At 59.8% G+C, this 19,982-nt stretch carries 16 protein-coding genes and 4 tRNA genes; 9 read left to right on the forward strand and 11 right to left on the reverse strand.

The window, feature by feature from the left end:
- Positions 1–282 precede the first annotated feature (282 nt).
- Entirely contained in the window at positions 283–1,005 is a 723-nt protein-coding gene (locus QMX88_RS22420) for a FadR/GntR family transcriptional regulator (RefSeq protein ID WP_133773389.1), read from the forward strand.
- 91 nt (positions 1,006–1,096) lie between these two features.
- Here the strand turns inward: QMX88_RS22420 and QMX88_RS22425 are convergent, their stop codons facing one another.
- Together QMX88_RS22425 and QMX88_RS22430 are read right to left on the reverse strand one after the other, a co-directional pair.
- Positions 1,097–1,789, reverse strand: a complete 693-nt coding sequence (locus QMX88_RS22425) for a sensor histidine kinase (RefSeq protein WP_282372427.1) — start codon at positions 1,787–1,789, stop codon at positions 1,097–1,099.
- Positions 1,786–3,390: a tetratricopeptide repeat-containing response regulator gene (locus QMX88_RS22430; protein ID WP_192171017.1), complete on the reverse strand. Its 1,605-nt coding sequence runs from the start codon at positions 3,388–3,390 to the stop codon at positions 1,786–1,788. Before QMX88_RS22430 ends, QMX88_RS22425 begins: the two co-directional genes overlap by 4 nt.
- A gap of 310 nt (positions 3,391–3,700) precedes the next feature.
- Here QMX88_RS22430 and QMX88_RS22435 point away from each other — a divergent pair, with 310 nt between their 5' ends.
- The 4 genes from QMX88_RS22435 to QMX88_RS22450 all read left to right on the forward strand — a co-directional run bounded on the left by QMX88_RS22435 (position 3,701) and on the right by QMX88_RS22450 (position 9,762).
- Entirely contained in the window at positions 3,701–5,341 is a 1,641-nt protein-coding gene (locus QMX88_RS22435) for a methyl-accepting chemotaxis protein (RefSeq protein ID WP_282372428.1), read from the forward strand.
- A gap of 378 nt (positions 5,342–5,719) precedes the next feature.
- The gene (gene mqo, locus QMX88_RS22440) at positions 5,720–7,360 is read left to right on the forward strand and encodes a malate dehydrogenase (quinone) (RefSeq protein WP_282372429.1); all 1,641 of its coding nucleotides are present in this window, start codon (positions 5,720–5,722) and stop codon (positions 7,358–7,360) included.
- A gap of 205 nt (positions 7,361–7,565) precedes the next feature.
- Positions 7,566–8,162, forward strand: a complete 597-nt coding sequence (locus QMX88_RS22445; protein ID WP_282372430.1) for a chemotaxis protein CheB — start codon at positions 7,566–7,568, stop codon at positions 8,160–8,162.
- 22 nt (positions 8,163–8,184) lie between these two features.
- On the forward strand, positions 8,185–9,762 hold the full coding sequence (locus QMX88_RS22450) for a sensor domain-containing diguanylate cyclase (RefSeq protein ID WP_442969488.1): 1,578 nt from the start codon (positions 8,185–8,187) through the stop codon (positions 9,760–9,762).
- 88 nt (positions 9,763–9,850) lie between these two features.
- Here the strand turns inward: QMX88_RS22450 and QMX88_RS22455 are convergent.
- Positions 9,851–9,922 (reverse strand) — tRNA-Arg (locus QMX88_RS22455).
- Between the two features lie 286 nt (positions 9,923–10,208).
- Here QMX88_RS22455 and QMX88_RS22460 point away from each other — a divergent pair.
- From QMX88_RS22460 to QMX88_RS22470, 3 genes are all read left to right on the forward strand, one after another.
- Positions 10,209–10,457 carry a hypothetical protein gene (locus QMX88_RS22460; RefSeq protein WP_282372432.1) on the forward strand — a complete coding sequence of 83 codons (249 nt, stop codon included), beginning with the start codon at positions 10,209–10,211 and terminating at the stop codon, positions 10,455–10,457.
- 74 nt (positions 10,458–10,531) lie between these two features.
- Positions 10,532–10,729: a PA3371 family protein gene (locus QMX88_RS22465; RefSeq protein WP_282372433.1), complete on the forward strand. Its 198-nt coding sequence runs from the start codon at positions 10,532–10,534 to the stop codon at positions 10,727–10,729.
- Positions 10,730–11,143: 414 nt separating this feature from the next.
- Positions 11,144–11,470, forward strand: coding sequence for an Arc family DNA-binding protein (locus QMX88_RS22470; RefSeq protein ID WP_192171010.1), 327 nt, complete (start codon positions 11,144–11,146; stop codon positions 11,468–11,470).
- Between the two features lie 126 nt (positions 11,471–11,596).
- Here the strand turns inward: QMX88_RS22470 and mgtE are convergent, their stop codons facing one another.
- A complete protein-coding gene (gene mgtE, locus QMX88_RS22475) occupies positions 11,597–13,039 on the reverse strand; it encodes a magnesium transporter (protein WP_192171009.1) in 1,443 nt (480 codons plus the stop codon).
- A gap of 321 nt (positions 13,040–13,360) precedes the next feature.
- Here mgtE and QMX88_RS22480 point away from each other — a divergent pair, with 321 nt between their 5' ends.
- Complete coding sequence (locus tag QMX88_RS22480; RefSeq protein ID WP_282372441.1) at positions 13,361–13,846, forward strand: DUF4124 domain-containing protein; 486 nt, start codon at positions 13,361–13,363, stop codon at positions 13,844–13,846.
- 41 nt (positions 13,847–13,887) lie between these two features.
- On the opposite strand, the gene QMX88_RS22485 is transcribed toward QMX88_RS22480, so the two are convergent.
- The 7 genes from QMX88_RS22485 to ltaE all read right to left on the reverse strand — a co-directional run bounded on the left by QMX88_RS22485 (position 13,888) and on the right by ltaE (position 19,896).
- Positions 13,888–13,964: transfer RNA gene (locus QMX88_RS22485), tRNA-Arg, on the reverse strand.
- Positions 13,965–14,103: 139 nt separating this feature from the next.
- Positions 14,104–14,180, reverse strand: a tRNA-Arg gene (locus tag QMX88_RS22490).
- 107 nt (positions 14,181–14,287) lie between these two features.
- A tRNA-Ser gene (locus QMX88_RS22495) sits at positions 14,288–14,378 on the reverse strand.
- A gap of 62 nt (positions 14,379–14,440) precedes the next feature.
- The gene (gene csrA / locus QMX88_RS22500; RefSeq protein ID WP_002554426.1) at positions 14,441–14,629 is read right to left on the reverse strand and encodes a carbon storage regulator CsrA; all 189 of its coding nucleotides are present in this window, start codon (positions 14,627–14,629) and stop codon (positions 14,441–14,443) included.
- A gap of 178 nt (positions 14,630–14,807) precedes the next feature.
- Positions 14,808–16,040 (reverse strand): aspartate kinase, encoded by a 1,233-nt coding sequence (locus QMX88_RS22505; RefSeq protein ID WP_065986190.1) that lies wholly within the window; start codon positions 16,038–16,040, stop codon positions 14,808–14,810.
- 90 nt (positions 16,041–16,130) lie between these two features.
- Positions 16,131–18,749: an alanine--tRNA ligase gene (gene alaS / locus QMX88_RS22510; protein WP_282372434.1), complete on the reverse strand. Its 2,619-nt coding sequence runs from the start codon at positions 18,747–18,749 to the stop codon at positions 16,131–16,133.
- A 142-nt stretch (positions 18,750–18,891) separates the two neighbouring features.
- Complete coding sequence (gene ltaE, locus QMX88_RS22515; RefSeq protein WP_282372435.1) at positions 18,892–19,896, reverse strand: low-specificity L-threonine aldolase; 1,005 nt, start codon at positions 19,894–19,896, stop codon at positions 18,892–18,894.
- Positions 19,897–19,982 lie beyond the last annotated feature (86 nt).

Here is a 19,982-nt window from a genome sequence, read left to right on the forward strand (position 1 = left end):
GAGCAAGCTCACTCCCACAGGTCCTCGGCATGGCTCGAAATCTCAAGTCACCCACGGTCTCGTGGGAGCGAGGTTGCTCGCGAATACTGATTTTCCGCCACTAAAGATGCGGTGGCTGGACTGACGCTTTCGCGAGCAGGCTCGCTCCCACAGGATCTGCGTCAGTCGCGGGAATCCAGTTTGTTCAGCCACAACCAATCCGGGTCATTTCGAGCGGCGCGTCTCTTTGTCCGCCAATGCTATGATGCGCCGCATTCACCGCTCAGGATTGCCCCGCGCCCCATGGATTACCGTAAGCCCTCCGACCGTAAAAGCATGCACTCGCGCATTGTCCAGGACATCGGCATGCAGATTGTCTCGGGCCGCTTCAAGCCCGATGACAAACTCCCCGCCGAAGCCCTGCTCTGTGAAGAATATGCCGTCAGTCGTCCGGTGCTGCGCGAAGCCACGCGGGTGTTGGTCGCCAAAGGGCTGGTGTATTCCCGGCCACGGGTGGGCACGGTGGTCAAGCCGCGCCGCGAATGGCACATCCTCGACCCCGACGTGCTGCACTGGCTGATGCAAAGCTCGCCGCAGAACGAGTTTTTCGCCCTGCTCACCAGCGTGCGCAGCATCATCGAACCGGCCGCCGCCGCCCTCGCCGCGCAACACGCGACCCCTGAAGACATCACCGCCATCGGCGAGGCCTACGAGCGCATGGCTGCCGCGCCGACCGTTGAAGACGTGCTGCAACCGGACCTCGATTTCCACAGCCGCATCGCCGACGCCACCCACAACGACTTGCTCGCGCACTTGTGCAACATGCTCTCGCTGGCCTTGCGCGAGGCGTTGAAGCATTCCAACAAGCGCCCGAACCTGCACGAGCTGGCATTGCCCCGCCATCGTGCCATCCTCACCGCCATCGAAAACCGCGATGCGCTGGGCGCCCATCACGCCACGCTGGTGCAACTGGACGATGCGCGCAACGCGCTGAATGTGGTGCTGGGGCAAGGCGTGAAGTTGTAGCCCCGTGAAAACGAATAAGGGCGTCTTGCTGAGCTCGACAGCAGATCAAAGGCTTCCCGGCTGAAGCCGGTCCTACTGACTGCACACAGTCTCAGGGCAGATAAATGCTGAACAGCCCGCCGCCCAGCTCGCCGCCGTTGGCGATTTCGATGTGGCCATGGACGCCTTTGCGCTGATGCTGTCTGGCGATGTTCGCCGCGAAATACAAGCCCAACCCGGTGCTCCCGCTGTTCTGGTTGATGCCCAGCACGTAATCGGTCTGTTCCTCGATCATGCGTAGCGGAAACCCCGGTCCGTCGTCGTTGATGCTGATCACCAGTTGCTCGCCGACCTGCCCTGCCGTAATCAACACTTCACTGCGCGCAAAGCGAATGGCGTTGATGACCACGTTGGACACCACTGAACCGACCAGCTCGCGATCAAAGAAGCCCGGCAGACCGAAGTCGTTTACCGCATAGCGCGCCGTGATGCCACGACTGACGAGCACTTCCTGATGGAACGCCAGCTGCGCTTCAATGAAGTCATCCAGCTCGTGATAATCGGGGCGCATCGGCAGCTGGTTCACCCCCAGCTTGTAGAGCCCGAGCAGCTGCACCAGCATGCCATTGAGGTGGGCGAACTCGTAATCGATGACGCCTTGATCCGGCGTACCACGACAGGCCTCCGGAAGCTGCTTGACCCATTGGCCGTGGGCCTGGATCAACGACCCCAGCGCGTTCTTCATGTCGTGAACGGTGGACGCAATCACCATCGAGAAGTCGAGCCCGAGATCCTGATCTTTCATTCGCCGAAAGCCCTGAGTCGCAGTTTCTGGAAACGCTCGAAGCGCGGGTCGGTCTCCGGCATCTTGCCGACCATCTTGAGACTGCTCTGGCATTCCGCCAGGCTCGCCGCGTCGAGATTCTGGACGCCCATGTGCAGCAATGACTGCGCCATGTTCAGGGCGATACTGATGTTCTTCGGTTGCAGGGCCAGGCCCTGGCGGAACAGGTCCTGCGCCTCGCCGAGCTTGCCGGCGCGGTAGCAGCGAATGCCCTGGATATTGAAATCGATGGCCGCTTTGCCGGCGCCGAGAATCTCGGGATCGTCGGTCTGCCTGGCGATGTTCTGCATCACCACTGGATCGTCGCCGTAGATTTCGGCACAGCTTTTCAGAATGCCCGCGCCAGCGTCTTCCTGACCGAGCGCCTTGAGCTGCGAAGCCACCGCCAGCGCCGCATCGGCGCTGAGAAACTGCTCCATGCCCTCAAGCCGTTCCATCGCCTGCTCGGTCAGTTTGGCGGCCATTTCCGGATCGGAGGATGCGACGCTGGTGGCCTTCATCAAACGCGCGCGCACTTGCAGGCCGGCGTCGTTGCCGTTTTCCTTGGCGACTTCGGTGAGGGTCTGGTTGATCTCGATGCGGGTGCGGGCATCCAGCCCGCGCTCGCCGCCACGGCTGATCAGTGCCTGAGCAAAACCGAGGTTGGTTTCCGGGTCCTTGAAGCGAGAGAACTGGCCTTGGGAAACGGCCTGACGATAGGCCTTTGAAGCACCATCGAAGTCCTCGTTTTCCAGCGCCAGCTTGCCCAGCAGACGCTGACGGCGCACCGCATACGGCGATAACCGCACCGCCTCTTCCAGCATCTTCTGCGCACGCTTGTTGTCGCCGCTCGCCACCAACACGTCGGCCAGCCCGTCGTACAGCACCGGCATGGCATTGAAGGCGCGAATCGCTTCTTCGTACACGCCCTGCGCTTCAGCGTTGCGCCCGCGCTTGAACAGCAGCTTGCCCAGCGCCACATACGCCCAGGGTTGCGGGCGGTCGGCGAGGATCGACTTGAGAAAGGCCTCGAGCGGCTCGTGCTGATTGAGGTCACGCAGTGCATCGGCTTTGTAGCGCAGGCACAGCGGCGCAAAACGTGGGTCCTGCTTGGTCAGCGCAGCACAGGCCGTCAACACCTCGGTCGGATTGCCACGGTCAAGCGCTTGCAGGATCGGCTTGAGCAGGGTCTTGCGCTGGACGATCTTCTCCAGACGCTGAGCCAGGCTCGCACGGTTGAACGGCTTGGTCAGGTACGCATCCGGCTCCCACTCCAGCGCGCTCATCACCATCGCCTGGCTGTTCTCGGCAGTGACCATGACGAACACGCTTTCGTGGCTGATCAGTCGATCGGACATCAGGTCTTCGAGCACCTGCTGGCCGTTCTTCTTGCCGTCACCCAGATTGAAGTCGTGGAGGATGAAGTCGTAGCGCTTCTGCGCGCACATCTTCAGCGCCTCCTCGCCGGTGTCGGCAGTGTCCACCGCCTTGACGCCCAACTCGCGCAGCATCGAGCGGACCGAACTGCGGAAGTCGGAAAAATCGTCGACGATCAGAAAGGTTTTTTGGTTCCACGCCAGCATCGAGATTCCTGTCACCGGATAAATAGTCGGCCCTGAGGCACTTGCAAGGGCGGCGGTCTCGTTCCCGGTCTGGGCAGAGAGGGCCAATAAAGTTGCGGCATGACGCCACTTGTCCGAGTTATCGGCGGCAGCAGGACAAAGCTTAGGCACGCCATGCGGGAAAAAATCACGCCCTCGCGCCGTGTTGACGGGGCATCGATGCGTAAGGAGGCGTGGGTCAACGGGTAAAGTCCTTGAGTGTGCAGCCGATATCCAGTCATGCAACGCGTACCCAACCAGCCGCAACCCCATCCCCGTTCGAGTGCACTCCATGTCCTGGCTGACCGACCTGAAATTGAAGACCAAGCTCCTTTCGGCTTTCTGTCTGTGCGCGCTGATCACCGTGGTGGTGGGTGTACTGGGGCAGAGCGGTATTTCCCGGCTGTATGAACTGTTTGAAAACACGGTGAGCGACAATCTGGTGTCGATCGCCAAGGTCGATTCGGTGAAGGCCAACGTCATCGCCACCAACCGCGACTTTTTCAAAGCCATCGGACTGAGCGCACTCAAGGCCAACCCGGACGACATCAACGCAGCCATCCAGTCTCTAAAGGAAAACCAGGCCCAAGCCGAGACCGACTTCAAGACCTACCGCGCCACGCCACTTGATCCGGATGAAAAAGCCGCAGGCGATGACTTCGAACGCGACTGGGCCGCTTACATCAGCGCCGCCCTCAATGCGCTGTCTGTGGCGCAGAGTGGCGACCTTGAGCAAGCCAGCAAATTGGCCGCCACCAGCGTAACGCCTAGCTATCGCAAGACCATGGGCGAGCTGAAAATCATGATCGAATCCAACCTGCGGCAAGCCAATGAACAGGCCCAGCAAGGCATCGAAACGGACAAGCAGGTGACGTGGATTCTGATCATCGGTTCGTTGATCGCGGTGGTGTGCGCCATTGCGTTGGGGCTGATCGTCACCCGCATGATCACCCGGCCGATCTATCAATCCGTGGCCAGCGCCACCCGGGTGGCGGGCGGTGATCTGAGCCAGACCATCGCGGTCGGCGGTCAGGACGAAACCGGCCAGTTGCTCAAGGCGCTGTCCAACATGCAGGGCAGCCTGAAGGGCACGGTTCAGCAAATCGCCACCGCTTCGGATCAACTGGCGTCCGCCGCTGAAGAACTGACCATGGTGACCGACGACAGCACCCGCGGGCTGATGCGTCAGAACGATGAAATCCAGCAAGCCGCCACGGCCGTCAACGAGATGACCGCTGCGGTGGAAGAAGTGGCGCGCAACGCCGCGAGCGCTTCGCAGGTGTCTGCGCAGACCTCCGAAGATGCCATCAAGGGCCAGCAACAAGTGCAGCAGGCTGTCACCGCGATGAACACCATGACCGTGGAAATCACCGAATCGACCCAACGCGTCGAAGCGCTGGCCGGGCAGATCCGCGACATCACCAAAGTCCTCGACGTGATCCGCGGTATTGCCGAGCAGACCAACCTGCTGGCGCTCAACGCCGCTATCGAAGCGGCCCGCGCCGGCGAGCAAGGCCGTGGCTTTGCGGTGGTGGCGGACGAAGTACGTGCCCTCGCCCACCGCACTCAAACCTCCACCAGCGAAATCGAATCGATGATCACCAAGGTGCGCAATGGCGCCGACGAAGCCGTGCAGGCCATGGGCAAAAGCCAGGCGATCGCCGTGCATACCCAGTCACTGGCCACCGAAGCCGGCCACGCGCTGGAACGCATCAGCGAAGGCGTCAGCCAGATGAACGAACGCAACCTGGTGATCGCCAGCGCAGCGGAGGAGCAGGCGCAAGTGGCCCGCGAAGTGGACCGCAACCTGGTGAACATCCAGGACCTGTCGACCCAAACCGCAGCCGGCGCCAATCAGACCAGCGCGTCAAGTCAGGCGTTGTCGCGGCTGGCCGTTTCCTTCCACTCCATGGTAGGCAAATTCACCCTGTAAACGGCTTGGCGTTTCGGCGCCCGGCCAGCCAATCGCCACCCTGAGACAAAATGGCGTATTGACTAATTTGACACCCGATTTGTCGAAAATGACATTTCGGGTACAATCCCCGCCCGCCGCAGGGGATGGACCTGATGACCAGGTCCTGCGGTGGATGATGTTTACTCAAGCTGCTGATTCCAATGATCGAATAAAAAGCACAGCACCGAGGGACATAGAACACGAGGTCGACCTTTTCACTGGCCTTTTGACCCTTCCTCCTCGTTTTCCGAGAGCGAAGCCTGTCTGACGTTCGCGCCGCACACTGGCGCCCGGCATCGCAGGACGTTGCGCGACGATTGCTGCAGGCGGATAACTTTCTATCTATTGGATGATTCGATGTTCAAGAAAACGAGCACCGCTCTACTGGGCCTCGCGATTTCGGCCACCTTCCTGCAAGCCCATGCCGCAGAAAGCAAGAAAGTCGATGTACTGCTGATCGGCGGCGGCATCATGAGTTCGACCCTGGGCGTCTGGCTCAATGAACTCGAGCCGAGCTGGTCGATGGAAATGGTCGAGCGCCTCGACGCCGTCGCCGAAGAAAGCTCCAACGGCTGGAACAACGCCGGCACCGGTCACTCCGGCCTCGCCGAGCTGAACTACACGCCTGAAGACAAAGACGGCAAGGTCAACATCTCCAAAGCCATCGAGATCAACGAAGCCTTCCAGGTCACCCGTCAGTTCCTGTCCTGGCAGGTCCGCCAGAACGTCCTGAAGAACCCGCCTTCGTTCATCAACACCACACCACACATGAGCTTCGTGTGGGGCGATGACAACATCAAATTCCTGAAAAAGCGTTATGACGCGCTGCAAGCCAGCCCGCTGTTCCGCCCGATGCAGTATTCCGAAGACCCGGCACAGATCGCCAAGTGGGTCCCGCTGATGATGGAAGGCCGTGATCCTTCGCAGAAGCTGGCGACCACCTGGACGCCGATCGGCACCGACGTTAACTGGGGTGAAGTCACCCGCCAGTACGTGTCGTACCTGCAGACCCGCCCGAACTTCGATTTGAAGCTGTCCAGCGAAGTCAACGACATCACCCGCAACGACGACGGCTCTTGGCACGTTGAGTACAAGAACCTGAAAGACGGCACCACCACCGGTACCGACGCCAAGTTCCTGTTCATCGGTGCAGGCGGCGGCGCATTGAAGCTGCTGCAGAAATCCGGCATTCCCGAAGCTCAGGACTACGCAGGCTTCCCGGTTGGTGGTTCGTTCCTGGTGACCGAGAACCCGACCGTTGCCATGCAGCACATGGCCAAGGCCTACGGCATCGCCTCCACCGGCGCGCCGCCCATGTCCGTTCCGCACCTGGACACCCGCGTGCTGGACGGCAAGCGCGTGATCCTGTTTGGCCCGTTTGCGACCTTCTCCACCAAGTTCCTGAAAGAAGGTTCGTACTTCGACCTGTTCAGCAGCATGACCACCCACAACATCTGGCCGATGACCAAAGTGGGCGTCGAGCAGTACCCGCTGGTGGAGTACCTCGCCGGTCAGTTGATGCTGTCCGACGACGACCGCTTCAAAGCGCTGCAGGAATACTTCCCGCACGCCAAGAAAGAAGACTGGCGCCTGTGGCAAGCCGGTCAGCGCGTGCAGATCATCAAGCGTGATGCCGACAAGGGCGGCGTGCTGAAACTGGGCACCGAAGTCGTTTCTTCTCAGGACGGCACCATCGCTGCCCTGCTGGGCGCATCGCCAGGCGCGTCGACCGCTGCACCGATCATGCTCAACGTCCTGGAAAAGCTGTTCAAGACCCAGCTCGCGACGCCTGAGTGGCAAGCGAAGGTCCATCAGATCGTGCCGAGCTATGGCACCAAGCTGAATGACTCGCCAGCCGCTGTTCAGCAAGAGTGGAACTACACCGCCGAAGTGCTGCAACTGGGCAAACCGCCAGTGCTCGATCAGAGCGTCGGCACCAGCACTGCCGCGCCGGGCAAGCCTGCTGAAAGCAAGCCCGCCAGCGACATGGCGCTGTAACAACGCCTGACCGGTTTGCATCTACCCTGATGCGGCTGTTCACGAAAGCCACGAGACTGCGCGTCTCGTGGCTTTTTTATTGCCTGTTGAACAGCCCACGGCCGCCCGACGCACGTTGTGACGTTCATCAGCGCTTGAAGACGTGAAAATGAACGGCAAGCGCTTGCGCTGTGTCCATCCTATTGAACCATTCAGGAAGAAAGGTATGGACGCTAAAAACACGCAAGTGATGAGGGATGTCATCGTGATCGGTGGTGCGCAAGGCGCCACGGAAGCCCTGCGGCACCTGCTCGTCAAGCTACCGAATGATTTTCCGGCTGCCGTGCTCATCGTGATTCACACGAACCCGACAGGTCCGGACTACATGGCGTCGGTGCTCGGTCGCTACTCGAAGCTGCCTGTCGGCTACGGCAAAGAAGGAGAGCCGGTACTGCCTGGCCGTGTGTACCTGGCACCTCCTGACCGGCATCTGGAGATCGTCTCCCCCGGGATTATTCATCTCGACGACGGCCCCAAGCTGCACCTCGCACGTCCTGCCGCCGATCGCCTGTTCGCCACTGCTGCCGACGTATTTCGCGAGCGGGTGATCTGCCTCGTGCTGTCAGGCGGCGACTCCGATGGTGCGGATGGCGCGCTAGAGGTCAGGAACGCCGGCGGGTTGAGTTTCGTCCAGCGTCCCGAGGAAGCGCCCGTGCCCAGCATGCCGATCGAGACGATGCGCAAAACCGTGTTGAGCCCTCAACTGAGCGCGGAAGAAATGGCAGACGCGCTGATCAAAGCGGTCGGCAGCGTCCACAGCTGACTATCAAAGGAGACCAGTGAGCATGCCAGGAGGCGAACAGCATCCACCGCCGTCAGGCGCCTTCGATCTATTGGACTTGGGCCCGGGGCGCAACACGGCCGTCTTTCGCCTCACCCTCGCATTCATGATTCTGGTGCTGCTGACGTTCGTATCGGTTGAGGGGTGGCGCGCGTGGCGCGATTACAACCACGCCTACGACTTCGCCCGGGACTCGGTCACCAACCTGGCCCGTGCCACGGCCCAGCACGCGGAGGACGCCATCAGGCAGGTCGACATCCTGACCTACGCCATCGGTGAGCGTGTCGAGGGCGATGGTCTGGCGAATATCGACGTTCCACGTATCCACGCCCTGATGATGCGGCAATCCAGACTCATGCCTCAGCTTCACGGGTTGTTCATCTACGGCGCCGACGGGCGATGGATCGTGACCGACAAAGACGTGACCCCGGACACCGCAAACAACGCAGACCGGGACTACTTCAACTATCACCGCACCCATACCGATCAAATCGTTCGCATCAGCAACGTGGTCAAGAGCCGCTCCACCGGCGAGTTGATCATCCCCGTCTCCCGCCGGCTGAACAATCCTGATGGCTCGTTCGCGGGCGTGCTGCTGGGGACTATCAAGCTCAGCTACTTCATGGATTATTACGGCGACTTCAAGATTGATGATCGCGGCGCGCTGGTGCTGGCGATGCGGGACGGCACGATCCTGGTCAGGCGTCCGTTCATGGATTCCGTGGTGGGGCAAAGCCTGGCTGACAGCGATATCTTCAAACGCTACCTGCCGACCGCCAATGAAGGGACTGTGGAGATCAAAGCCGTGGTGGACGGCACGTACCGGTTGTACGGCTTTCGTGCGCTGTCGAGTTATCCGCTGGTGGTCGCAGCCGGGCTGTCGAGAGAATCCTTCGTCGGGCCGTGGCGTCATGACCTGCTCAAGTCCGGACTCGTGCTGTTGGTCCTGATCGCCGGGTTTATCGGATTTGCCTACATCGTCCTCACGCAGTTGCGCGGTCGCATGGCCATGGAGAGCGAGATTCGCCTCGCCCATCAGGCGGTCAAAGACATGGCGCTGACCGACAGCCTGACCCGACTGGGCAACCGGCGGCGACTCGACATGGCGCTCAACAGCGAGATCGGCCGCGCAAAACGACAGCGTTACCCGCTCGCCTTGATCATGCTCGACATCGATTACTTCAAACGCTTCAACGACCGCTACGGCCATGCGGCAGGTGACGACTGTCTCCAGCAGGTCGCCCAGGCCATCAGCGGGGTGTTGAAACGCCCTGCCGACCTCGCCGTTCGCTACGGTGGCGAGGAATTCACCGTGCTGCTGCCGGACACCGACATCCAGGGCGCGGGCCTTCTCGCCGAGGACATTCTGCAGGCCATTCGGGGGCTCGCGCTGGCGCACGCCGATCACCCCGAGCAGATTGTCACTGCAAGTGCCGGCGTCACAGCCAGGTTCCCTGCGATGGAAGACACGACGCCTGCCGGCATGATCAAAGCAGCGGATGCCTATCTTTATTACGCGAAAAATAATGGCCGCAATCGGTGGTACGCGGCTCAGCACACTCCAGCGAGCGCGCGGGCATAAACGAGGGAGCGTTTCGAATGGCCGGGGGGACCGAGAGGTTTTATGTGAGAGATGACGTACTGAAGCGGAAGGAGGAGTAGATCAGATATGTCCCCTGCAGGAATCGAACCTGCATCTAGCCCTTAGGAGGGGCTCGTTCTATCCGTTGAACTAAGAGGACACCAAAACAGACGGCGTGCATCTTAACGACAAGGCGCTGGCTTGTCATGTCGTCATTATCAACAGACGCCGTAGGATGCTGCCTGCCAGTCACATCAGAGGGCTATCGTGCAGAATGCAAGGGCGGCCATGGGCCATATTGCAAATCGCAACCCTACAATCCCTAAAATGCGATCTATGCTATTGGTTTATAAGGGATTTATCCGCCAGAGAGATTGGCACGCAGACTGCACTAGTTACCTTCGCGAATCACCCCTCTGAACGCCGTCCCAGCGAAGGTACCCGAGATGAACATGACACTGTCCCTGCTCAACGCTGCCGCGCTTGTCGCATTGGTCGCTTTTCATTTTCAGGGTGATGGCAGCCAGTCAGAGGCGGTGAAGTCAGAGACCGTCGCCGTCCAGGCTCAGCCTCATTACCTCCTGCAACAGACCCCGCGGTTCGCAGCCATGCCAAGCCAGGGCACAGAGGCCATTCTGGCGCATGACAATGAAGAAGCCGTGCCGGTTATCCGCTCGGAACGCTGGGTGTTTTGATCAACAGTCACTGTCAGTCATTCCAACGGCTCCGACCCGCCCTCTGTCAGAGAGCACCCCATTAGAGAGCAGCTATGTCCAAAGCAGCAATTTCGTTCCTGATCCTGGCCCTGATGGCTATCGCCGCAGACCAGCTCATGGATCCGTCAATGGAAACCCTGAGCACCTTGGCTAAAGCAGCTGCCGGGGTTTTCGCGAGCCTGTTCGTGGCAGCGCTGTTCGTGGGCCGCCGTATCAAGTTCGATCCGGTATTACGCCAGGCCAAGTCCTGAGCGCTCGCTGATCTGGCGCCAAGGCAATCGCCATCTCTCCGGCGGCTCTCCTGAAGCGTGAGCTGCCTCTAAGCATTCGACCCTTCGTCTCTTTCTTGACTGGCCCCTCGTATTATCCCCACTCTCCCACTACGCTGGAGACAGATAGCCATCACGGCGTCGTCCAGCGCTGTCGGGATGTTCATTATCCACTTTGCAAACCAGAACGCATTTCGGATAATTGGTGCTGGCTAAAAGCCTTTATCTAGTTCAATATTTGTCACACATTTGACGCCAAGGATCCGACGTATTGATGCAGGATGGCGGTCCTTTATGCGGGTGGTTGAACATTTCAGCTAAAAGACAGTCAGAGCATGACATCTCGCGGCCTAATGCAAGAACCGCCTCTCTCTTTGAACTAATTCGGTTAAATATATGAGCCCTATGAAACAGGCCAATTATTCCAGTCGCACAGCTGACAAGTTCGTAGTTCGTCTACCGGAAGGCATGCGCGAGCGTATTGCGGACGTTGCCAAACATCATCATCGCAGCATGAACTCGGAAATTATTGCGCGTCTTGAGCAGAGTCTGATTCAGGAAGGTTCACTGGGTGACGAGCCAAGTCTGCGCCTGGACAGCCCTGAGCTTTCGCTTCACGAACGCGAGCTGCTGCAGCGCTTCCGTCAGTTGGCTCACCGCCAGCAGAACGCACTGGTTTCCCTGATTGCACACGACACTAGCCTGGCAAACGACGACAAATAAGTCGTTTAAACCAGAGACTTGAAAGCCAGCGCTCTGCTGGCTTTTTTGTGCCTGAAATTAATGCCGCCGGTGTTTCGCGCCCATTAAAAAACCGCCCTGAAGGCGGCTTTGTTTGAACCGTGGGGGTCAGAGCAAAAATAATGTCGCCAGCCCGAGGAAGATGAAGAACCCGCCGCTGTCGGTCATGGCCGTGATCATCACACTGGCGCCCATCGCCGGATCGCGACCGAACCGCGCGAGGGTCATCGGGATCAACACACCCATCAATGCCGCCAGCAGAAGATTCAATGTCATGGCGACGGTCATCACCACCCCAAGGGACCAGCTGTGATACAGCAGATAAGCGACGATCCCTATCACCCCGCCCCACACCAGGCCGTTGATGAGCGCGACGCCCAGCTCCTTGCGCATCAGGCGTGAGGTATTGCCGGTGTTGACCTGATCGAGCGCCATGGCCCGAACAATCATTGTGATGGTCTGATTGCCCGAGTTACCCCCAATCCCTGCCACGATCGGCATCAATGCTGCCAGCGCCACCAGCTTCTCGATGGAGCCTTCGAACAGGCCGATCACCCGCGAGGCGAGAAAGGCGGTAATCAGGTTGACGGCCAGCCAGGACCAGCGGTTGCGCAGGGATCGCCAGACGGAGGCGAAGATGTCCTCCTCCTCCCGCAGACCCGCCATGTTGAGCACTTCGGTCTCGCTCTCCTCACGGATGAGGTCGACCATCTCATCGATGGTTAGACGGCCGATCAGCTTGCCGTTCTTGTCGACCACCGGGGAGGAAATCAAGTCATAACGTTCGAACGCCTGGGCGGCTTCATAGGCATCGCCATCAGGATGGAAACTCACCGGATCACTGGCCATGACCTCTGACACTTGCTTCTCGGGGTCGTTGACCAGCAGACGCTTGATGGGCAGAACGCCCTTGAGCACGCCATCGGAGTCAACCACGAACAGTTTGTCAGTGTGACCGGGCAGCTCTTTCAGACGGCGCAGATAGCGCAGAACGACCTCCAGGCTGACATCCTCGCGGATGGTCACCATCTCGAAGTCCATCAGGGCGCCGACCTGCTCCTCGTCATAGGACAGGGCGGAGCGCACGCGCTCGCGCTGCTGGCTGTCCAGCGCCTCCATCAGCTCATGGACAACATCGCGCGGCAGCTCTGGCGCAAGGTCGGCGAGCTCGTCGGCGTCCATTTCCTTGGCGGCGGCCAGCAGCTCGTGATCGTCCATGTCGGCGATCAGGGTTTCCCGAACGGAATCGGACACTTCGAGAAGGATGTCGCCGTCACGCTCGGCCTTCACCAGCTGCCAGACCGTCAGACGGTCTTCGAGGGGAAGTGCTTCGAGGATATAGGCAACGTCGGCGGAGTGCAGGTCGTCGAGCTTACGCTGCAGCTCGACGAGGTTCTGCCGGTGAACGAGGTTCTCGACGCGATCCTGGTGCTGGCCTTCCTGACGGTGTGTCAGGTCTTCGACGATACGCTGACGTTGCAGCAAGTCGATGACTTGGGCGAGACGATCCTGAAGGCTTTCCTGCGTCTTTTTTACTTCGATTTGGGTCATAGGCGAACTCCACTCCCAGCAGTGGAACCCGCCAGAAGATCAATCAGTCGATTCTTGATTGGTGAAACTTAGTGTTGAGTTGCTACTGGGTAAGTCCATGGAGGTAGTCCACAAGCCCCGGCGGGGCTGACGGGCGCAATCATACACCGCTTGCCGTGGCGGGAGGCTAAAAATTCAACGTGAAACAATCGGTTGCAACACAACGTTCATCGCTGTCCGAGTCAGCGAGGACGCCCGGTCACATCCGGTGAACAAAACCCGCTCGCCGCGAGAAATCCTCATCGCTACCCTTCTCGGACACTGGTCAGGGAGGACATCGCGATGCCGCTGAACACTGAAAAGCTCTTCATCACCCTGCTGCTGTTTTCGCCACTCGGCGCAGGCGCAACCACCGTCAATCGCTGCCAGGATCAGAGCGGCAACGTGACGTTCACCACACTGGCTTGCCCCAGCGGGCACACGACAGCGGCGCAGGGTATCAACCCGGCTTCAGGCACGACCTTCACACTCCCTCCTCCGCCTGCAAAAACGGACGCCCTGCAAAAGCGCAAAAGTAACGAAGTGGTGGTCGTGGGTCAGCGCGATGATGGTTGCGGAAATATCCTGAGCGCGGAGCAGCGTCGCAAGGCGATTATCAATCAGCAGACGCCAACGGGAATGAGCAAACGCGACGTGGAAAACTTGCTGGGGCGACCGGACAAGATCATCAGCCGTAACGCTGAAGTACGTTATGTGTATGAGGAGAAGAAGGGACGCAGCAGACAGGTGTCATTCGATGAACACGGCTGTGTAAAAGGCAAACGCTAGAAAGCAAAAAGCCCGCATTTGCATGCGGGCTTTTCGTTTTATGGTGCACTCGACAGGATTCGAACCTGTGACCGCTCGGTTCGTAGCCGAGTACTCTATCCAGCTGAGCTACGAGTGCAGATGGCGCTTTTTAAACCAGTTCACCTCTGGGCATCGCATTTTACTTCTGGAAGTGAGTGGTGCTTCCGAAGACCTGTTGAAGCCAGGCTCTTTCTAACTTAAGACTGTTATTCGTATCACTACAAACAACGCTTAAATGGTGCACTCGACAGGATTCGAACCTGTGACCGCTCGGTTCGTAGCCGAGTACTCTATCCAGCTGAGCTACGAGTGCATTTGTTGCCGCGCATTATAGGCCGTCAAATCTCTTGGTCAAGCACTTTTTCTAGTAAATTCAACAACTTACAGATCAAGCCAGATTACAACGTACTAAGCAAATAATGGCGGAGAACGGGGGATTCGAACCCCCGACACCCTTTTGAGGTGTACTCCCTTAGCAGGGGAGCGCCTTCGGCCACTCGGCCAGCTCTCCGCAACACGGGGCGTATAATAACCACCCTTTTCCCCGTTTGCAAACCAAAAATTCAATAAAAATTAATGGCTTGGTTCTTCGTCCTTCTCTTTCTTTATACGCAGGTAAATCTCTTCGCGGTGAACAGCCACTTCCTTGGGCGCGTTGACCCCAATGCGCACCTGATTGCCTTTTACGCCGAGCACGGTCACGGTGATTTCACCATCACCAATGATCAGACTTTCCGCACACCGGCGAGTCAGAATCAGCATACCTATCTCCTTACGGCTTACATTCAAGGGATTACAGTCTGCACAGACAAACGGCATGATCCCGAGCCAGAGGCCGCAGGTCCATGCCTCAGTATCGACCAGCGCCGGAAAAAGAATAGCGACTTGCGCACATCCACTCGCAGAAGGCGCAGCAGAAACCGCGCCCTCTGCCCAAGGCTTACTCGCCCTGACGCGGTGCGTCGAGTTCGAAGGCAGTGTGCAGCGCGCGCACGGCCAGCTCCAGGTACTTCTCCTCGATCACCACCGAAACCTTGATTTCGGACGTCGAGATCATCTGGATGTTGATGCTCTCCTTAGCCAGCGCTTCGAACATGCGGCTGGCAACCCCGGCATGGGAACGCATGCCGACACCGACGATGGAAACCTTGGCGATCTTGGTGTCGCCAATGACTTCGCGAGCGCCGATTTCGTTGGCGGTGTTCTGCAGAACCTGCAGCGCGGCCTGGTAATCATTGCGGTGAACGGTGAAGGTGAAATCGGTGGTGTTATCGTGCGAAACGTTCTGCACGATCATGTCGACTTCGATGTTCGCGCCGCTGATCGGGCCGAGAATCTTGAACGCAACGCCCGGGGTGTCTGGCACGCCACGGATGGTCAGCTTGGCTTCGTCGCGGTTGAAGGCGATGCCCGAAATGATCGGCTGTTCCATGGATTCCTCTTCATCAATGGTAATGAGGGTGCCTGGACCCTCCTTGAAGCTGTGCAGTACGCGCAGCGGGACGTTGTACTTGCCGGCGAATTCGACCGCGCGGATCTGCAGGACCTTTGAACCGAGGCTCGCCATCTCCAGCATTTCTTCGAAGGTGATCTTGTCCAGCCGCTGGGCCTGCGACACAACACGCGGGTCAGTCGTATAGACACCATCGACGTCGGTGTAGATCTGGCATTCATCGGCTTTCAATGCCGCAGCCAGCGCCACGCCGGTGGTGTCGGAACCGCCACGACCCAGGGTCGTGATGTTGCCGTCTTCATCGACACCCTGGAAACCGGCGACCACCACCACACGACCGGCCTTCAGGTCAGCGCGAATCTTCTGATCATCGATCTGCAGAATCCGCGCCTTGTTATGGGCGCTGTCGGTGAGGATGCGAACCTGATTGCCGGTATACGACACAGCCGGAACGCCGCGCTTGATCAGCGCCATGGCCAGCAGTGCGATAGTGACCTGCTCGCCGGTGGAAACGATGACGTCCAGCTCGCGTGGCACCGGTTGGTCGCTGATTTGCCGGGCCAGTTCGATCAGGCGATTGGTTTCGCCGCTCATGGCCGAAAGCACGACCACCAGATCATCGCCCGCATCACGGAATTTCTTGACCTTGTCGGCCACCTGTTCGATGCGCTCTACCGAACCCACCGAGGTGCCGCCAAACTTTTGTACGATTAAAGCCATCTCAAAGCCGCCTCAGCCCATGAAGGGCGCCCGTTATCATTCAAACCGCGAAGCGCCGGAACCCGAATGACAGGCTCCGGGTGGGTCGACTTAAATACCTTGTTCGGCGAACGGAACAGCCAGTGCCAGCGCTGCTTCGAGTCCGGCAGCATCAACACCGCCGCCTTGCGCCATGTCAGGACGACCGCCGCCTTTACCGCCTACAGCGGCAGCCGCTTGCTTCATCAAATCACCGGCTTTGAGTTGGCCAGTCAGGTCCTTGGTGACGCCTGCCACCAGCACGACCTTGTCTTCATGCACCCCGCCGAGCAGGATCACTGCGCGGCCGAGCTTGTTCTTCAATTGGTCAACCAGGGCCAGCAGCGCCTTGCCATCCTGACCGTCGAGACGGGCAGCAAGAACCTTGACGCCTTTGACGTCCACTGCCGAGCCCGACAGATCGTCGCCCGCAGCACTGGCCGCCTTGGCCTGCAGTTGTTCCAGTTGTTTTTCCAGCAGACGATTGCGTTCCAGCACCGCCGACAGCTTGTCCAGAACGTTGTCGCGATTGCCTTTGACCAGGTTCGCGGCTTCCTTCAGTTGTTCTTCAGCCGCGTTCAAGTACTCCAGCGCCACGGCGCCGGTGACCGCTTCGATACGGCGCACGCCTGCGGCCACACCGCTTTCGCTGATGATCTTGAACAGCGCGATGTCGCCGGTACGGTTGGCGTGAATGCCACCGCACAGCTCGACCGAGAAACCGCCGCCCATGCTCAGCACGCGGACGTTATCGCCATACTTCTCGCCGAACAACGCCATGGCGCCTTTCTTCTTGGCGGTCTCGATGTCGGTTTCTTCAGTCTCGACGGCCGTATTCTTGCGGACTTCGGCGTTGACAATGTCTTCAAGCGCCTTGATCTGCTCGGGCTTGATGGCTTCGAAGTGGCTGAAGTCGAAACGCAGGCGCTGACTGTCGACCAGCGAGCCTTTCTGCTGAACGTGATCGCCCAACACCTGGCGCAACGCCGCGTGCAGCAAGTGCGTGGCGGAGTGGTTCAACGACGTGGCCTGGCGAACTTCGGCAGCCACTTCGGTGCTGACGGTGGTGCCGACTTTCAGGCTGCCCGACACTTGAACACCGTGGTGCAGGAACGCGCCGCCGGTCTTGGTGGTGTCGCTCACGTCGAAGCGCGCATCGCCCGCGGTCAGGTAACCGCTGTCGCCAATCTGGCCGCCGGACTCTGCGTAGAACGGGGTCTGGTCGAGGATGACCACGCCGTCCTCGCCTTCACTCAATTGCTCGACCGCAAGGCCGTCTTTGTACAGGGCGACGACCTTGGCCTCGCCTGCGGTGGCTTTGTAACCGGTGAACTGCGTGGCCACGTCAACCTTGACCAGGCTGTTGTAGTCCATGCCGAAGGAGCTGGCAGAACGCGCACGTTCACGCTGGGCATCCATCTCGCGTTCGAAACCGGCCTCGTCGAGGGTCAGGTTGCGTTCGCGGGCGATGTCGCCGGTCAGGTCCATCGGGAAACCGTAGGTGTCGTAGAGCTTGAACACCACATCGCCGGGGACGATGGTGCCCTTGAGTTCGGCGAGATCCTGCTCGAGGATCTTCAAGCCCTGCTCCAGGGTCTTGGCGAACTGCTCTTCTTCGGCCTTGAGCACGCGCTCGATGTGCGCCTGCTGGTTTTTCAGCTCAGGGAAGGCTTCGCCCATTTCGGCGACGAGTGCGGCGACGATCTGGTAGAAGAAGCTGCCCTTGGCGCCCAGCTTGTTACCGTGACGGCAAGCGCGACGAATGATGCGGCGCAGCACGTAGCCACGGCCTTCATTGGACGGCAGCACGCCGTCGGCGATCAGGAAGCCGCACGAACGGATGTGGTCGGCGACGACTTTCAGAGAGGCCTGATTGTCGTTGCTGCAACCGATGGCTTTTGCAGCAGCGGCGAGCAGGCTCTGGAACAGGTCGATTTCGTAGTTGGAATTGACGTGTTGCAGGACGGCGCTGACGCGCTCGAGGCCCATGCCGGTGTCGACCGATGGCGCGGGCAGCGGGTGCAGAACGCCGTCGGCCGTGCGGTTGAACTGCATGAACACGTTGTTCCAGATCTCGATGTAGCGGTCGCCGTCTTCTTCCGGCGAGCCCGGCGGGCCGCCCCAGATGTCGGCGCCGTGGTCGTAGAAGATCTCGGTGCACGGGCCGCACGGGCCGGTGTCGCCCATCGTCCAGAAGTTGTCGGAGGCGTACGGCGCGCCCTTGTTGTCACCGATGCGCACCATGCGCTCGGCCGGCACGCCGATTTCCTTGGTCCAGATGTCGTAGGCTTCGTCGTCCGAGGCGTAAACCGTGACCCAGAGTTTTTCCTTGGGCAGGTTCAGCACGCCGGTGAGGAAGGTCCACGCGTAGGTGATTGCGTCGCGCTTGAAGTAGTCGCCGAAGCTGAAGTTGCCCAGCATCTCGAAGAAGGTGTGGTGACGCGCGGTGTAACCGACGTTTTCCAGGTCGTTGTGCTTGCCACCGGCACGCACGCATTTCTGGCTGCTGACGGCGCGGGTGTAGGCCCGTTTTTCCTGGCCGAGGAAGCAATCCTTGAACTGGTTCATGCCTGCGTTGGTGAACAGCAGGGTCGGGTCGTTGCCCGGGATCAGGGAGCTGGAGGCGACTCGGGTGTGGCCTTGCTCTTCGAAGAAGCGAAGGAAGGCTTCACGGATTTCTGCGCTTTTCATAGGTTCTTCCACGGAAACTGCGGCCTGGCACATGCATAGCGTCGTTCGACGCAGCGACGGCAAAGGGCCGCATTATATAGGCGTTGTACGCTCGGTACAGCGTGTTATTCGATAGAAACCGGCAATCGGGCTGATCACCCGATCAGCGAGCGCCAAATTCGGCAAATGCCGCAACCACCTTGTCCAGATGCGCAGCCGTCACATCCAGATGGGTGACCATGCGCAACCGCGGCGCAGCACTCAGCACGATACCGCGCTCGGCACACAGGGCGTTGAGCGCCTGGGCGCGATCGCCGATCCGTACGTAAACCATGTTGGTCTGCACCGGCTCGACGTCAAAACCAAGGTCCGCAAGCGCTTTGCCCAAGGCGGTGGCATTGGCGTGGTCGTCGGCCAGACGCTCGACCTGATGCTCCAGCGCGTACAACCCCGCTGCTGCCAGGATGCCAGCCTGACGCATGCCGCCGCCGACCATCTTGCGCAGACGCCGGGCCTTGGCGATGAACTCACTTGAGCCGCACAGCACTGAGCCGACCGGCGCGCCGAGCCCTTTGGACAAGCACACGGAAACCGAATCGAAATGCCGGGCAATCTCACGCGCGTCCACACCCAGTTTGACGGAGGCGTTGTACAGGCGAGCGCCGTCGAGGTGCAGATTCAACCCTTTTTCACGGGTGAATGCTCGGGCCGCCGCGAGGTATTCCATCGGCAAGACCTTGCCCTGCATGGTGTTTTCCAGGGCCAGCAAGCGGGTGCGGGCGAAATGAAAGTCGTCAGCCTTGATGGCGGCGGCGACCTGATTCAGGTCCAGCGATCCGTCTGCCTGGTTGTCGAGGGGTTGAGGCTGGATCGAGCCCAGCACCGCCGCGCCGCCGCCTTCGTATTTGTAGGTGTGCGCCTGCTGGCCGACGATGTATTCGTCGCCGCGCTCACAGTGAGCCATCAGGCCGAGCAGGTTGCTCATGGTGCCGGTCGGCACGAACAGCGCGGCGGCAAAACCGAGACGCTCCGCCAGCCACGATTCCAGCCGGTTGACCGTCGGGTCTTCGCCATACACGTCATCGCCAAGGGGCGCGCTGGCCATGGCGTCGCGCATGCCGGCCGAGGGTTGAGTCACGGTGTCACTGCGCAGATCGATAACCGCCACGATGAAGCTCCCGTTCATTAGGGTCGAGCCTCAGTTCTGAGGCCCGGGGCGTCGATAATCAAGGCTTGGAACTGGAATGCCAAGAC

It is taken from the genome of Pseudomonas sp. PS02290, assembly GCF_029960075.1.
Lineage (GTDB): Bacteria > Pseudomonadota > Gammaproteobacteria > Pseudomonadales > Pseudomonadaceae > Aquipseudomonas.

Bases quoted from the DNA above. Each gene is read 5' to 3' on its own strand.
- QMX88_RS22425 (WP_282372427.1), bottom strand. From the start codon at position 1,789: ATGAAAGATCAGGATCTCGGGCTCGACTTCTCGATGGTGATTGCGTCC.
- QMX88_RS22480 (WP_282372441.1), top strand. From the start codon at position 13,361: ATGCCGCTGAACACTGAAAAGCTCTTCATCACCCTGCTGCTGTTTTCG.
- QMX88_RS22465 (WP_282372433.1), top strand. From the start codon at position 10,532: ATGTCCAAAGCAGCAATTTCGTTCCTGATCCTGGCCCTGATGGCTATC.
- mqo (WP_282372429.1), top strand. From the start codon at position 5,720: ATGTTCAAGAAAACGAGCACCGCTCTACTGGGCCTCGCGATTTCGGCC.
- QMX88_RS22420 (WP_133773389.1), top strand. From the start codon at position 283: ATGGATTACCGTAAGCCCTCCGACCGTAAAAGCATGCACTCGCGCATT.
- mgtE (WP_192171009.1), bottom strand. From the start codon at position 13,039: ATGACCCAAATCGAAGTAAAAAAGACGCAGGAAAGCCTTCAGGATCGT.
- QMX88_RS22435 (WP_282372428.1), top strand. From the start codon at position 3,701: ATGTCCTGGCTGACCGACCTGAAATTGAAGACCAAGCTCCTTTCGGCT.
- QMX88_RS22460 (WP_282372432.1), top strand. From the start codon at position 10,209: ATGAACATGACACTGTCCCTGCTCAACGCTGCCGCGCTTGTCGCATTG.
- QMX88_RS22470 (WP_192171010.1), top strand. From the start codon at position 11,144: ATGAGCCCTATGAAACAGGCCAATTATTCCAGTCGCACAGCTGACAAG.
- csrA (WP_002554426.1), bottom strand. From the start codon at position 14,629: ATGCTGATTCTGACTCGCCGGTGTGCGGAAAGTCTGATCATTGGTGAT.
- QMX88_RS22430 (WP_192171017.1), bottom strand. From the start codon at position 3,390: ATGCTGGCGTGGAACCAAAAAACCTTTCTGATCGTCGACGATTTTTCC.
- QMX88_RS22505 (WP_065986190.1), bottom strand. From the start codon at position 16,040: ATGGCTTTAATCGTACAAAAGTTTGGCGGCACCTCGGTGGGTTCGGTA.
- QMX88_RS22445 (WP_282372430.1), top strand. From the start codon at position 7,566: ATGGACGCTAAAAACACGCAAGTGATGAGGGATGTCATCGTGATCGGT.
- QMX88_RS22450 (WP_442969488.1), top strand. From the start codon at position 8,185: ATGCCAGGAGGCGAACAGCATCCACCGCCGTCAGGCGCCTTCGATCTA.
- alaS (WP_282372434.1), bottom strand. From the start codon at position 18,749: ATGAAAAGCGCAGAAATCCGTGAAGCCTTCCTTCGCTTCTTCGAAGAG.